General features: G+C 63.1%; 14 protein-coding genes. 9 read left to right on the plus strand and 5 right to left on the minus strand.

From position 1 onward, the window contains the following. The first annotated feature begins 16 nt into the window (after nucleotides 1-16). A complete protein-coding gene (locus AC1DB0_RS28080; protein WP_054422181.1) occupies nucleotides 17-1,567 on the plus strand; it encodes a sensor domain-containing diguanylate cyclase in 1,551 nt (516 codons plus the stop codon). A gap of 465 nt (nucleotides 1,568-2,032) precedes the next feature. Continuing rightward, complete coding sequence (locus AC1DB0_RS28085; protein WP_054422180.1) at nucleotides 2,033-3,067, plus strand: porin; 1,035 nt, start codon at nucleotides 2,033-2,035, stop codon at nucleotides 3,065-3,067. 149 nt (nucleotides 3,068-3,216) lie between these two features. Here AC1DB0_RS28085 and AC1DB0_RS28090 read toward each other — a convergent pair whose 3' ends face one another. Together AC1DB0_RS28090 and AC1DB0_RS28095 are read right to left on the minus strand one after the other, a co-directional pair. After that, complete coding sequence (locus AC1DB0_RS28090) at nucleotides 3,217-3,849, minus strand: fused MFS/spermidine synthase (RefSeq protein WP_476758419.1); 633 nt, start codon at nucleotides 3,847-3,849, stop codon at nucleotides 3,217-3,219. A gap of 331 nt (nucleotides 3,850-4,180) precedes the next feature. Next, entirely contained in the window at nucleotides 4,181-4,333 is a 153-nt protein-coding gene (locus tag AC1DB0_RS28095; RefSeq protein WP_175168915.1) for a hypothetical protein, read from the minus strand. Between the two features lie 414 nt (nucleotides 4,334-4,747). On the opposite strand from AC1DB0_RS28095, the gene AC1DB0_RS28100 reads away from it, so the two are divergent. After that, complete coding sequence (locus AC1DB0_RS28100; protein ID WP_476758420.1) at nucleotides 4,748-5,326, plus strand: TetR/AcrR family transcriptional regulator; 579 nt, start codon at nucleotides 4,748-4,750, stop codon at nucleotides 5,324-5,326. 25 nt (nucleotides 5,327-5,351) lie between these two features. Continuing rightward, nucleotides 5,352-5,831, plus strand: a complete 480-nt coding sequence (locus tag AC1DB0_RS28105) for a nuclear transport factor 2 family protein (protein WP_054422177.1) — start codon at nucleotides 5,352-5,354, stop codon at nucleotides 5,829-5,831. A 105-nt stretch (nucleotides 5,832-5,936) separates the two neighbouring features. Here AC1DB0_RS28105 and AC1DB0_RS28110 read toward each other — a convergent pair whose 3' ends face one another. Beyond that, nucleotides 5,937-6,422, minus strand: coding sequence for a MarR family winged helix-turn-helix transcriptional regulator (locus AC1DB0_RS28110; RefSeq protein WP_054422449.1), 486 nt, complete (start codon nucleotides 6,420-6,422; stop codon nucleotides 5,937-5,939). A gap of 109 nt (nucleotides 6,423-6,531) precedes the next feature. Between AC1DB0_RS28110 and AC1DB0_RS28115 the strand changes: the two genes are divergently transcribed. The 3 genes from AC1DB0_RS28115 to AC1DB0_RS28125 all read left to right on the plus strand — a co-directional run bounded on the left by AC1DB0_RS28115 (nucleotide 6,532) and on the right by AC1DB0_RS28125 (nucleotide 10,003). Then, nucleotides 6,532-7,725 carry an MFS transporter gene (locus AC1DB0_RS28115; RefSeq protein ID WP_476758421.1) on the plus strand — a complete coding sequence of 398 codons (1,194 nt, stop codon included), beginning with the start codon at nucleotides 6,532-6,534 and terminating at the stop codon, nucleotides 7,723-7,725. Between the two features lie 274 nt (nucleotides 7,726-7,999). Further along, the gene (locus tag AC1DB0_RS28120; RefSeq protein ID WP_054422175.1) at nucleotides 8,000-8,470 is read left to right on the plus strand and encodes a tripartite tricarboxylate transporter TctB family protein; all 471 of its coding nucleotides are present in this window, start codon (nucleotides 8,000-8,002) and stop codon (nucleotides 8,468-8,470) included. 3 nt (nucleotides 8,471-8,473) lie between these two features. Next, a complete protein-coding gene (locus AC1DB0_RS28125) occupies nucleotides 8,474-10,003 on the plus strand; it encodes a tripartite tricarboxylate transporter permease (RefSeq protein ID WP_054422174.1) in 1,530 nt (509 codons plus the stop codon). Nucleotides 10,004-10,138: 135 nt separating this feature from the next. Here the strand turns inward: AC1DB0_RS28125 and AC1DB0_RS28130 are convergent, their stop codons facing one another. Further along, the gene (locus tag AC1DB0_RS28130) at nucleotides 10,139-10,459 is read right to left on the minus strand and encodes an Rdx family protein (RefSeq protein WP_346553350.1); all 321 of its coding nucleotides are present in this window, start codon (nucleotides 10,457-10,459) and stop codon (nucleotides 10,139-10,141) included. 167 nt (nucleotides 10,460-10,626) lie between these two features. Here AC1DB0_RS28130 and AC1DB0_RS28135 point away from each other — a divergent pair, with 167 nt between their 5' ends. Continuing rightward, nucleotides 10,627-11,823, plus strand: a complete 1,197-nt coding sequence (locus tag AC1DB0_RS28135; RefSeq protein ID WP_476758798.1) for a multidrug effflux MFS transporter — start codon at nucleotides 10,627-10,629, stop codon at nucleotides 11,821-11,823. A 95-nt stretch (nucleotides 11,824-11,918) separates the two neighbouring features. Then, entirely contained in the window at nucleotides 11,919-12,713 is a 795-nt protein-coding gene (locus AC1DB0_RS28140) for an enoyl-CoA hydratase (protein ID WP_441372176.1), read from the plus strand. Between the two features lie 27 nt (nucleotides 12,714-12,740). Here the strand turns inward: AC1DB0_RS28140 and chrA are convergent, their stop codons facing one another. Further along, nucleotides 12,741-13,997 carry a chromate efflux transporter gene (gene chrA, locus AC1DB0_RS28145; protein ID WP_454668977.1) on the minus strand — a complete coding sequence of 419 codons (1,257 nt, stop codon included), beginning with the start codon at nucleotides 13,995-13,997 and terminating at the stop codon, nucleotides 12,741-12,743. Nucleotides 13,998-14,150: the final 153 nt, after the last annotated feature.

Below are 14,150 nucleotides of genomic sequence, written 5' to 3' on the forward strand. Positions count from 1 at the left end.
CCTAGTCCGCCACCCCATGCGAATCAACCTACGCGGGCTTGTGCTTGCGCTTACCGTATTCAGCGCCATCGCGGCGACCGCGAATGCCCTATACGCCAGCTACCTGGTGCAGCGCGACCAGCTCATCACCAACACGCTGGAGGCCAACCGCGTCTATGCCGCCAAGCTTGCGGAAAGCACCACCCATTTCCTGAAGGCGGCGCAGCAGCAGCTTGCCTACAGCGCGCGCCACTTGGCCAGCCAGGTCGACGACCTGGATGGGTTGGCAGCGGAAGTCATGCGCCTGCAGGAGCAGGCCGACAACTTCAACTCGGTAGGCGTCGTCAGCGCAGACGGCATCATCCTGGCCACGACCCAGAGCTTCCGCAATTTTCTAGGCACGCGGGTAGATAGCGCCGGAAGCCGAGCGGCATTGAAGGCGCGCCAGCCACTGATCAGCAAGCCTTATGTGTCGATTGCCGGCAACATGCTCATCAACCTGTCGCACCCGATCTTCTCGAACGACGGCCGGTATCTGGGCTATATCGCCGGCACGATCTATCTGCGCAACGACAGCGCGTTGCAGGAATTGCTGGGCAAGCACCACTATCAAGACGGCTCCTACTTGTTTGTGGTGGATGGCGACGGCCAGTTGATCTATCACATGGAGTCCGCCCGCATTGGTGAAAACGTGATGCGCAATCCGGTCGTAGCCGCCGTCACGCAAGGCCACGCCGGCGCGCAACGGGTGGTCAACACGAAGGGGGTGGACATGCTGGCGGGCTACGCGGCAGAGCCGCTAAGTGGCTGGGGCATCGTCGCGCAACGTCCGGCGGAAAAAACGTTGGAGCCGATTCATGACCTGATCTGGGCGCTGATCGGCTACGCGGCGCCGCTGGCGCTGGCGTTCTTATTGGCCATCTGGTGGTGCGCACGAATGATCTCGCTGCCCCTGTCGCAACTGGCCACCAATGTGGAACACCAGGATGTGGCCGTTGCGATGCAGCGCGTGCAGTCCATCAAAGCCTGGTACTTCGAAGCGGAACGGTTAAAGCGCGCCGTGATCTGGAGCTTCACAAGCTTGCAGGACAAGATCGGCAAGCTGAACCTGGCCAGCATCACTGACCCCCTGACGGGCTTGCGCAACCGCCGCGGAACGCAGGACGCCGTCGAGCAGCTGCAAGCGTCCGACACGCCCTTTGCGGTGGTGGCGCTGGACATTGATCACTTCAAGCGCGTGAACGACACCTATGGGCACACCACGGGCGATGAGGTTATTCGCGGCATGGCGCAACTGATGCGCGAATGCTCGCGGCCGTCCGACATCCTTAGCCGTAATGGCGGCGAAGAGTTCCTGATTCTGCTGCCGGGAGTGGGAACCAAAGAGGCCGCAACCGTCGCCGAGCGCCTGCGCAAACACCTGGCCGGCCGACGGCTGCATGGCGTGGATGGCATCACGGTGTCGGCAGGCGTGGCGCAATGGCCGTCATCCGGACCAGAGGTGAGCCAGGTATTCCAGGCGGCCGATGCGGCGCTCTACGCGGCCAAGGAGCAAGGGCGTAACCGGGTGGTCGTGCACGCGGGGTAGTCGCCGCAAGGTGGCGGCGGCCATCGGGTAAATCCGTCTGATTTTCTCGGCTTGGCCGCGCGGTCAGCGCTGCTAGCACCAACTATCGTAGTCGTCTGATTCTCTTCGCGACCTCGCTTCCCCATAATGCGCCATGTTCATTGCGATGTTAACTAGTGCTTAACCGGCGGCTAGGCAGCGGCGGCTAAGCGCTATTTCCAGGGAGCTTCGCTTGCCGTGTCCGCGCGCACTTTCATCCCGCACTTCATTCCGCACTTCACCCCACATTTCATTCCGCACAGTGGCGTCATCGCGCCCCTATCGCCATCCCTGGCAACGTCGCCCGTGACGTTGGCCGGTGGCCGCCTGCCCGCCTCCTAGCCCCCTCCCCTAAATCCTTTCCACCATCCTCCGCGACCTGCCTTTTGGCCGGCCGCAGGGGGTTCTTTTGTCCCACGCAACACAACAACATCACATGGGGTTCTTATGACCGCAGCAAGGAAAAAGGCAGGTGCTCTGCTCACCGCTTTGGCCGCCGTGTCCGTCACCGGCATGGCGCAGGCGTCCACCACCAGTGTCACGCTGTACGGCATCGTTGATCTGGGTCTGGCGTTTGAGCGCAAACACGACAGCGCCAACCCCTCGTCGGAATCCCGCATCGACATGCGGGATGGCACACAATCCGGGTCGCGCTGGGGACTGCGCGGCGTTGAAGATCTGGGTGGTGGATACAGCGTGGTGTTCCGGCTGGAAAGCGGATTCCACGCCTCCAACGGCACGCAAGGCCAAGGCCGCTTATTCGGGCGTTGGGCGTATCTGGGTTTGGCCGGCCCCTTTGGTGAACTGCGCGCGGGCCGCCAGCAAGTGCTAAGCGATAGCTGGGGCGGCATTGCGTCGCCCTTCGGCACGTCGTGGGGCGGCGCGTCGTCGTCCGTCACATCGGGCTATAACGACGGCGACTTCGGACATTCAGGCCGCGTGAACAACGCCTTGATCTATCGCACGCCGGTGTGGAATGGGTGGCAGGCCGGGCTGGGGTACAGCTTTGAATCCCACGACAACACCCAGTTTGAAACCGCCGACCACGACCGCGTCTGGACCGCAGGCCTGCGCTACCGCAACGGGCCGTTTTCCACCGCGCTCACGTACGAGCGCCTGAACCCCAACGCCAGCATCCCCGACAAGAAGCGCGCGTCCAACTTGCAGTTGGCCGGCTCGTATGACTTTGAATGGATGCAGTTGCATGGGGGGTATGGCAACCTGCGTAACCCGAACGTCGGGCCGTCTGCGGGATACAAGCGCGTCAATTCGTTCGTGGGTGGCGCCAGCTTCCCGCTAAGCGCCAACAGCAAGGTGCTGGGCACGTACCAGCGCGCCACCAGCTCAAAGATCAAGGGCTGGGGGCTGGGCTATCAATATGATTTGTCCAAGCGGACCAACCTCTACGCCCTGCTTGACCGCGTCGATCATCGCGATTCGCACGTGCTCCAATCCGTGGTGGGCATGCGCCACCACTTCTAAGGCGCAAACTTATTGGCCGTAACACCTGACGCCCCAATGGCAACTTGCCTTCGGGGCGTCGTATCTAGGTGGATAAACGCACGCAAATAAACGCACACAACTACGCGCACCCAACTACGCGCACGCAACGCCTGCGCCGGCGCGGTGCGTCACACCAGCATGGGCCAATACGTGGGCGCCAGGCGCAACCACATTTCGGTGCTCATTGCATCTGGCTTGCGTTTGGGCAACGCCCTGCGGCGTTTGAGCGTTTCGCCATGGCAAGCGAACACGATGCTGTGCGCGCACGACGTATCGCTGACTTCAATGACCGAACCTGCAAAGCTCTGCTTGATCCGGCCTAGATACGTGCCGTAGTGTGAATTAGACGCATGGAAATTGCACACCATCATGCCTTCGGGCGCCAAAGCATTGCGGCAGGCGTCATAGAACGTGTCGGTGGTCAGTTGCCGTGGCAGGCCGTTGATGTCGTAGCCGTCAACCAGGATGGCGTCGTACTCGCCTTGGTGCTGGCGAACCAGTTCGGCGCCATCGCCTTGCAATACGGCAAAGCGGTGATCATCCTGCGGCACCATGAACGAATCCCGCAATGCGATGACGTGCGGATTGATCTCGAACACATCGATACTGGCCGATGGCAGGTGCTGATAGCAGAACTTGGCAAGCGACCCGCCGCCCAAGCCAACCATCGCAATGCGCCGGGGCTCGGGGTTGAACAGCAGGAACGCCATCATGATCCGCGTGTATTCCAGATTGAGCGCTGACGGATCTTTCGTCCACATACGGCTCTGGATTTCGGCATGAGAAAACATCAATGACCGCGACGTGGTCGTGGCATAGATGAAAGGCCTAACCTGCTGATGACTTGACGTGTTTTCAGGCATTCCAAAGACTCACTGACAGGAATTGGGATGCGTGCGGACGTTGCCCGCGCCTTAGCCTGCTCCATCACGCGCGCAGGCGAAGTCACGCCAGCGCAATGGGCGCCGGCGCAAAGACTCGGTACGGGAAGGGAACGTGCGGCTGACAAGCTGAAACGACGCGCACAAGGCGCGCCGTTTGGGGCAATTTAATCAGCGTGGATCAGGCCGCGAACGCGGACAGCGTTGAGAACTACTTGGAGGACCGTGACGTGTCAGTGTCGTCGGAGGAGTCGGAATCTGAAGCGACGGCGTCGATTTCGGAATCCGTGTTCGCGTCGGGGGCCTTCCAGTTAAGGGGCGGAATCTCGAAGCGCCACTTCTTACCAATAAGTTGATGCGACATGAGCGTTCTCCTATGCGAGGCGCATGGCCTCCCCCGCTAAAGCGCAGCACCGCCGGGTTCGGACGCGCCTGGAATGCCCTGTGAAGCTGCGGGGGGAGCATTCTGAAATGGCAGCGCCGTAATGAAAACGCCACGTACGTTTATGTTGTTGTTCGTACGCGGCGATTGATCTGGTCTTCTGGGTTTCCAGTGGGGGGCCCGGGTTTCCGGTCAAAATCAGCCCTGGAAAATTATTTTGTATTTTTCACCAGCAATTAAAAGATCTTAGCATATTTTTGACTGAAAAAGCAAGCAAAAGGCGGGTTTCAGAACAAATGACGCGTCGCGCCGTACGCGTTTCAGCAAAATCGATTGACCAACGAGAACGATCATTCTACGATTTGCCATCAACAGAAGAACGATCATTCTCCCACCATGAATACCGCCACACCTGACACTGCTTCCGACGTCCAAACGCGGCTGCTACGCGCAACCGAAACCCTGATCTATCAAGGCGGCATTCATGCCACGGGCATGGATGCCATCGTGAAAGCCTCGGGTGTGGCGCGCAAGAGCGTGTACAAGCACTACCCCACGAAAGACGCGCTGGTGGCGGCTGCGTTGCAAGCGCGCGATGAGCGCTGGATGCAGTGGTTCATCGCCGCCACGACCCAAGCGGAAACGCCGCACGCCCGCTTGCTGTCCGTCTTTGACGCCCTGCAAGAATGGTTTGCGTCTGATGGCTTTCATGGCTGCGCCTTCCTCAACGCCGCCGGCGAAATTGGCGACGCCGAGCATCCCATCCGCAAGGTTTCTCGGCTGCACAAAGAACGCTTGCTGAGCCACGTGCTGTCTTTGGTGCAGGCCGCTGGCTTGCCCGAACCCGAAGAAACCGCGCGGCAATGGCTGGTGCTGATCGATGGCGCCATCGCCGTGGCGCTCGTCACGGGCGACTTGTCCATTACCCGTAGCGCGCAGCGCGCAGCCGAAGCGTTGCTGCCGCGCGCCCGTTGAAGTTTTTCCCCTGGAGGCCTTAGCCATGACATCCCAAACTGAAGTCCGCCCGCCGTTGCCGCCCTTCACGCACCAGAGCGCGGTGCAGAAAGTTCGCTTGGCCGAAGACGGCTGGAACAGCCGCGACCCGGACAAGGTCGCGCTGGCCTATAGCCTGGACACGCAATGGCGCAACCGCGCCGAGTTCGTCAAGAACCGCGACGAAGCCCGCGACTTTCTTGCGCGCAAATGGGCCAAGGAATTGGATTACCGGTTGATCAAGGAGCTCTGGGCGTACACGGGCAACCGCATTGCCGTGCGCTATGCCTATGAATGGCATGACGATTCCGGCAACTGGTTCCGATCCTACGGCAACGAAAACTGGGAATTCGGCGAAGACGGCCTGATGATCAATCGCTACGCCTGCATCAATGACCTGCCCATCAAGGAAGCCGACCGCAAGTTCCGCTGGCCGCTGGGCCGGCGCCCGGATGACCACCCGGGCTTGTCGGAGCTGGGGCTGTAGCGAACCGGCTGGAAACGGGAGCTGAGCGCGCCGTCTTCGATCAGCTTGCTCAGCTCCCCCTGTTTGCGCCCTATTCTGCGCCTTGTCCGCGCCCTGTTCTGCGCCCTATTCGTAAGCGCTCAGCAATTTCCCAAGCAAGCGGCTTAATTGCTCTTGCTCCGCTGCGCTCAAGGGCGATAGCACCTCTGCCTGGTTACGCAGATGCGCAACGACGGCTTCGTCGATCAGCTTCAGCCCAGGCTTGGTCAGCATGACCAGCGTGGCGCGCCCGTCATCGGGGTTGGGCGTTCGTACGACCAGCCCGGCTTTCTCCAAGCGATCAATCCGATTGGTCATGCTGCCCGATGAAATCATCGCGTCTTCGTACAGCGCCGTCGGCGTCAGCGCATAAGGTTTGCCGCTGCGGCGCAGCGTGGCCAGCACATCGAACTCGCCCGGCTGCAACCCAAATTCCGCGAACAACGGGTTGATGCGGTCGCGGGTGATGACGAGCGCGCATTCGCCCAAGCGCCCCAGCACTCGCATTGTCGACACATCCAATTCGGGTCGTTCGCGGTTCCATTGTTCGACGGCTCGGCTTGCTCTATCCACGGTCATTCTCCATTTGTCTTGACGTCAAGATAAAATCCAAATATCTTGACGCCGAGATAGTTTACCGGAGCGCGCAGCATCAAGCGGCGCGGCCGGCTGTGGAGCAACCGTGTCTTTTTCTCGTCTGAACGCCTGGCGCATCGCCGCCATCATCCTCGTGGGGCTGAATCTTCGCCCTGTCCTGGCTTCCATTCCCCCTTTGCTGGACCAGCTGCAAGCCGCCACCAGCATGTCCGACACCGCGGCGGGTTTATTGACCGCATTGCCGGTGTTCGTCATGGGATTGGGCGCGTTAAGCGTGGCGCCGCTGCGCCGGCTGCTGGGCGAACAACATGGCGTAATCGCCGGGTTGGCGCTGATCACTGCGGCGACGGCGGGCCGCTTGTGGGCCGACCAGACCCTGCTGATGCTCGCCAGCGGCGTGGTGGCCGGGCTGGGCATTGCCGTCACGCAAGCGCTGCTGCCGATCTACATCAAGACCCGATTCCACGCGAGCAACAGCGCCATCATGGGGATTTATTCCACCGCCATCATGGGCGGCGCGGCGGTCGCCAGCGTGGCCTCTCCCGTCATGGCGGCACACGCGGGCGGGCTGCAAGCGCTGGCCGTGTGGGCGATGCCGGCGGCGGTGGCGCTGGCGGCTTGGCTGCTGGTCAACCGCCGCGCGCAGCATCCCGCCGCCGCCCTGCACGCGGACGCTGGCCAATTCCAAACGTCGCGCGCTCGATGCTGGCTGCTTGCGGTGTTCTTCGGACTTGGCACTGGCGCCTATACGCTGGTGCTGGCCTGGCTGCCGCCCTACTACACCGCGCTGGGCTGGACGCCAGTCGCGTCGGGGCAATTATTGGGCGCGGTGACGGCGGCGGAAATCGTGGCGGGGCTGCTGGTGTCGCTGGGTATCGGCCGCTTGCCGGATCGCCGGCCGGCGCTATTCCTGGCGATCACGGCGCTGCTCGTTGGGCTGCTCGGCTGGATTTTGTCGCCCGCCACGCTGGCGTGGCCCGCCGCCGTCCTGGCAGGCCTGGGCATCGGCGCGCTGTTTCCGTTGTCGCTCATCGTGGCGATGGACCATGCCGCAACCCCGCTTGAAGCGGGCCGGCTGGCGTCGTTCGTGCAAGGCGTGGGGTATTTGATCGCCGCCCTTTTTCCGTTTGCCGCCGGCGTCATCCGGCAGCATCTGGCCGACCTCACGCTGGCGTGGATATTGATGACGCTGATCTGCCTGGTGCTGTTCGCCTTGGCTGCTTGCTTTCGTCCGCAACCGGCCGACCGCGACCGCCCGTCCACAACCGGCACTCCGTAACCGGCACTCCGTAACCGGCCATCCACAACCGGCCGTCCGTAACCAGCACTCCCCTTCCGGCTAACCGCAACCCGCCCCTCACCAACACTCATGAAGCCCCCTAAAACCTAGGGATTTCCCGCGATTTATCCAAAAAAAATAAGCCCCGCCGCAATTCTCCGCTTGCCTGAAAGGTGAACGGAAGTTTGGATTTTTAGACTCCCGCATTCATTGCAATGTCAGCTTTTTTTCAGACGTCAGTCAGACAAAAGCACAACAAGGGAGGACTAGACCAATGCAATCGAAACGCAGCGCCGTCCGGCGCGAGGCGTGGGCAGCAGGCACGATGATCGTGCTGGGCCTGGGCGCCATCGCGCAGGCATCCACATACACCTTAGGCAGTTTGGCGCGCATGGGGCCGGGCATGTTCCCGGCCATCCTGGGCGTGCTGCTGGTCTTGTTGGGCCTGATCATCGCCAAGATGGCGGCCTCGCCCGTTGCGGCCGAAGAAGACGCCGAAGAGATCCCGCCGCCCGAATGGCGCGGCTGGGGTTGCATCATCGGCGGCCTGCTCGCCTTCATTCTGGTCGGCAAGTTTGGCGGCCTGGTGCCCGCCACGTTTGTTCTGGTGTTCATCTCGGCCATGGGCGACCGCCAGCACACCTGGCGCAGTGCGGCCGCGTTGGCCGTGGGCGTGACGATCCTGGGCGTGGCCGTATTTTCGTGGGCGCTGCAATTGCAGTTTCCGCTCTTCCGCTGGGGCTGATCCATGGAAATTTTCAACAACCTGATGCATGGGTTCTCCGTCGCGTTCGCGCTGGACAACCTGATGTGGGCCGTGTTCGGCGTGTTCATGGGCAACCTGATCGGCGTGCTGCCGGGCATGGGCGTGCTGGCCGCCATTTCCATTCTGCTGCCGCTCACCTACACGATGACGCCGACGGCGGCGCTGGTGATGCTGTCCGGCATCTACTACGGCTCGCAGTATGGCGGCGGCATCACGTCGATCATGCTGAACCTGCCTGGCACCGCGTCGCATGCGGTGGCCTGCCTGGACGGCAATCCGCTGGCGCGCAACGGCAAGGCCGGTTCCGCGCTGTTCATGCTGATGTTCTCGTCATTCTGCGGCGCATCGGTGGGCATCCTGGCGATGATCCTGTTCTCGCCCATGCTGGTGGACGTGGCCTTCAAGTTCGGCCCGGCCGAGTATTTCTCCATGATGATGCTGGGCCTGTTGGCGGGCGCCACCTTGGCGAAGGGTTCGGCGATCAAGGGCGTGGCGATGGTGGTGGTCGGCCTGCTGTTGGGGGTGGTCGGCACCGACGTCAACACCGGCACGATGCGCTTTCACTTCGGCATTCTGGAACTGTCCGACGGCTTGCAGATCGTAGCGCTGGCCATGGGGCTCTTCGGCGTGGCCGACTTCCTGAAGAACATCAACCGCATCGGCGGCGACACCAAGGTCACCACCGCCAAGATCAGCATGAAGTCGATGCGGCCCGAAGCCGGCGACATCAAGCAGTCTCGCGGTGCGCTGGTGCGCGGCACGGCCATCGGTTCGGCGTTCGGCATTCTGCCCGGCACCGGCCCGACGATCGCGTCGTTCATTTCGTACGCGGTGGAAAAGAAAGTGGCGCGTGAACCGCGTCGCTTTGGCCGCGGCGCCATCGAAGGCATCGCCGGTCCGGAAGCGGCGACCAGCGCGTCGACGCAGACGAGCTTCATCCCCACGATGAGCCTGGGCATTCCTGGTGATCCAGTGATGGCGCTGATGCTGGGCGCGCTGATCATCCACGGTATCCAGCCGGGTCCGCAGATGATGATCGAACACGCCGACATGTTCTGGGGGCTGATCGCCAGCTTCTGGGTTGGCAACGTGCTGCTCTTGCTGCTGAACCTGCCGCTGATCGGCATGTGGGTGCGCCTGCTGACGGTGCCGTTCCGCTATCTGTTCCCCGCCGCGCTGTTCTTTGTCTGCGTGGGGGTCTACAGCACGAACAACAACCTGTTCGATGTGGCGATGGTGACGGTGTTTGGCGCGGCCGGCTATGCGTTGATCCGCATGCGGTTTGAACCTGCGCCATTGCTGCTGGGCTTTGTGCTCGGGCCCATGGTGGAAGAAAACTTCCGCCGTGCGCTGCTGCTGTCGCGCGGTGAACTGTCGATCTTCGTGACGCGTCCGATCAGCCTGGGCTTCATCCTGGCATGCGTGGCGTTGATTGCGTTGCTGGTGGTGTCTGCGGTGCGTCAGCGCAACAAGACGCGCGAAACGCTGCGCGAGTCGGAATCGGCGGCGTAATACCGCAAGGCGATCAACGTTCGCGTTGATCGCCTGTGCAAGCGCCTGTGCAAGCGCTTAAGCAAGCGCTTAAGCAAGCGCCTAAGCAAGCGCCCGTGCAGCGCCCAAGCAAGCATCAACGCAACCGCGTAAGCACTACTCGCCGGGCGTCGCTACGGGCCCGGCGGTGTGGCCGTCGATATGGCCCAGCGGCCGGCCCGGATCGAGCCGGTCGCGCACCCGCTGCTTGAGCACCTTGGCTTCAGGGAAGCCGCCGTCGCTCTTGCGATCCCAGATCAGATCGCCGTTGTAGGTAATCTGAAACACGCCGCCCGTGCCGGGCTGCAACACCACTTCTCCCAAGTCGTTCGCAAACGTCGATAGCAGTTCTTGCGCCATCCAGCCGGCGCGCAGCAGCCACTGGCACTGCGTGCAGTAGAGGATGACGATGCGGGGACGAAAGGCGGGTGTGTTCATGGGGAAATATTCTACTGCGCACATTGCCGCGCTCACTACGGCGCACACAATCACACACAACAGCGCACAACGACGCACCGCAGCGCCCGGCGACCGCGCCGCAATGGACGGCCAGCGCATTCATGGATAATGTCGGGTTTTCCCGGGCCTTGCGCCCCGAGCCTGCAATGAAGTCTGCTGCAACCTCCCGAAGCCAACGCTGGCTGATCGGTCTCTTGATGGGGCTGGTCACGCTGACGCCGATGGGCATCGACATTTACCTTCCCTCGCTACCCGCCATGGCCGACGGCTTTGGCCAGCCGGTCAGCGCGCTGCAAGCCAGCATCACGCTGTTCATCTTCGCGGTAGGCCTGGGCCAGATGCTGATTGGCCCCTTGGCGGACCGCTATGGCCGGCGCCCCGTTGCGTTGGGTGGTGCAGTGGCGTACCTGGCGGGGTCTGCGCTGGRTGCGGCGGCGTCATCGCTTGAGGTCWTCTACTTGGCACGCGTCATCCAGGGGCTGGGCGCATGTTCGGCATCCTTGGTGGCGTTTGCCGCGGTGCGTGATCGCTTCAGCCCGGCGGTGGGTGCGCGCGTCTATAGCTATTTGAATGGCGCGCTGTGTTCCGTGCCGGCGCTGGCGCCCATGCTGGGCGGGGCGCTGGCGGTTCACGCCGGCTGGCGCAGCACGTTTGTATTCATGGTGCTGTTCGCGCTGGCCTTGGCCGTGCTGCTTGCCCGACGCTTCGAAGAAACCCGCGCCGCGCCCACGCAACCGCGAGGTGCCCTGTACAGCCTGCGCCGCTATACGCCGATCGTCGCCAGCGGGCGCTTCCTGTATTTCGCGATGTTCGGCATGGCGGGCATGGCGATGATCCTGGTGTTCGTATCCGCCGCACCGGTGGTGCTGGTGCAGCAGTTGGGCTATTCCGAGCTGGGCTTTTCCGCCTGGTTTGGTGGCAACGCCGCCATCAATATCGCGGCCTTCTTCCTGGCGCCCACCTTCATTGCGCGATTTGGCCGCCACACGATGGTGCGGGTCGGCATGGTGGCGCTGCTGCTCGCCTCGGCAATGCACGCCGCCGCGTGGATGTGGGCGCCGCTATCGGCATGGCTCTTCATGCTGCCCGTGGCCGTGCTGACCGTGGGCTTTTCATTGGCGCTGGGATCGGGCTTGAGCCTGGCGCTGGAGCCGTTCGCGGAACGCGCCGGCACGGCAGCCGCCGTGTACGGGCTTTTTCAGATGAGCGGTTCCGCCGTTATTGCAACGGTGCTGCTGGACAGCGCCATGCCGCCCCAAGCCGCCATGGCGTTGATCGGCCTGGTGATTGTGGCGCCGCTGTTGTGCGTATCGGCGGGTATGGCGCGCAAGTTGGCGGGTTAGTCATCGGGCCAAGCCGCTTGCGCAAGGTGGCGGGTTGAGTCATCGGGCCAGGCCGCTTGCGCTAGTATCCAGAAAAAACCTTTCTGGAGACAACCATGGCCCTGGATTCCCCCACGCAAGAACCCCTGTTGCTGCGCACGTCCGAAGGGGGTGTCGTCACGCTGCGGCTGAACCGTCCGTCGCAATTCAATGCCTTGTCGGAAGGCATGTTGGCGGCGTTGCAAGACGAGATCGACGCCCTCTCCCGCGACGCTGACGTGCGTTGCGTGGTGCTGGAATCCGCGGGCAAGGCGTTTTGCGCCGGCCATGACTTGCGCGAAATGCGCAGCCAGCCTTCGCTGGACTACTACCGCGCGCTGTTTCGCCAGTGCGGCCGGGTGATGCAGGGGCTGCAAGCGCTGCCCGTTCCCGTCATCGCGAAGGTGCATGGCATCGCCACCGCGGCGGGCTGCCAGCTGGTGGCCAGTTGCGATCTGGCGGTGGCGGCCGACACCGCGAAATTTGCCGTATCCGGCATCAACGTAGGGCTGTTCTGCTCGACGCCGGCCGTGGCGCTCAGCCGCAATGTGTCGGCCAAGCGCGCGTTTGAAATGCTGGTGACCGCCCGCTTCATCGACGCGGCGCAGGCGCTGGATTGGGGCTTGATCAACGATGCCGTGCCTGAATCCGAACTGGATGCCCGCGTGCGCGCGTTGACGGACGACATCCTGGCCAAGAGTCCCACCGCCATCCGTTACGGCAAGCGCATGTTCTATCAACAGCGGCAAATGGCGCTGGCGGACGCGTATGACTACGCGGGGGATGTGATGGCGCGCAACATGATGGAAGCGGACGCCTGCGAAGGCATTGACGCCTTCCTGCAAAAGCGCGCGCCGCGCTGGCAAGCGTAAATCAGCACGCGCTCGGCGCTGCCAGGCTTACATCAGCCATTGCAGCGCCCACCCGCCCGCCGCCGCCAGCAACACCACCCACACGGCGGACCAGCGGGCATAGACCAGCAAGGCGAACAGCAACAGGGCCAGGCCGAAGTCGGCCGGGTTCACGATGGCGCTGGTCCATAGCGGGTCGTACAGCGCCGCCAGCAAAATGCCCACGACGCTGGCGTTTACCCCGGCAACCATGTTGCGCACGCCGGGACGCCGGCGCAGGCTTTCCCAAAACGGCAAGGCGCCCGCCAGCAGCAAGGCGCCGGGCAGAAAGATGACGGCCAGAAGCAACAGGCCCCCGCCCCATCCGGTTAGGGGTCCGGATGACATGGCCCCGAGAAAAGCGGCGAAAGCGAAGAGCGGCCCCGGCATGGCTTGCGCCGCGCCATAGCCCGCCAGGAAATCCGCATTCGAAACCATGCCGCCAGAGACCGAGGCCGTCTCCAGCAGCGGCAACACCACATGGCCGCCACCGAACACCAGCGCGCCCGCGCGGTAGAACCCGGCGATCTGCGCGGCAAGCGGCGCGTCCGACATCGCCGCCCAGACCGGAAGCCCGACCAGCAACGCCACAAACAACCCCAGCGCGGTGTAGCCCGCTCGGCGCGACACCCCTTGGGCGCGATTGGCCAGAATGGGCCGAGGCGGCACTTGCAGCAATGCGCCACCCACGACGAGTCCCAAGGCAATAGCGCCTAGCTGGCCCCACGTGGTGGGCAGCGTGATCGCGATCAGCGCAGCGGCCACCGCCAGCCCGGCGCGCGGGCGGTCCGGGCACAAGCTGCGGCCCATGCCCCAGACGGCTTGGGCAACAATGGCCACCGCGGCCACCTTCAGCCCATGAATCACGGGCGACGCGGACAACCAGCCAAAGTGCGCCAGGCCCAGCGCAAAACCGATCAGCGCCAACGCCGAAGGCAAGGTGAACGCCAGCCATGCCGCCGCCATGCCCGCCCAACCGGCCCGCCGCAGACCGATCGCCATGCCGACCTGGCTGCTGGCTGGACCCGGCAGAAACTGGCACAGCGCCACCAGATCCGAAAACGCGTAGTCGTCCATCCAGTGGCGGCGGTCAACGAATTCGGTGCGGAAGTACGCCAGGTGCGCCACCGGCCCGCCAAACGACGTCAGGCCCAGGCGAAGAAAGATCAGAAAGACTTCCAGGCAAGACCCCCGGCCAGGCTCCGCACGTTCGTGGGTGGCGGGTTTGCTGGCGACGTGTTCGTCATGAGATGGGGGGTGCGGCATGGGACTCAAGCTTCGTAGACAGTCGGGGCGCCGGATTTCAGATCCAGGTTCAAGCTTATAGCCGGGCCGCGCCCGGGTTTCAATCGGGCGCCAAGGGGATTCACTGCACGAATTTTCACAATTGCCCCACAAACATCGGCAGATTGCCCGGTG

It is taken from the genome of Achromobacter sp. 10T422, from assembly GCF_056394065.1.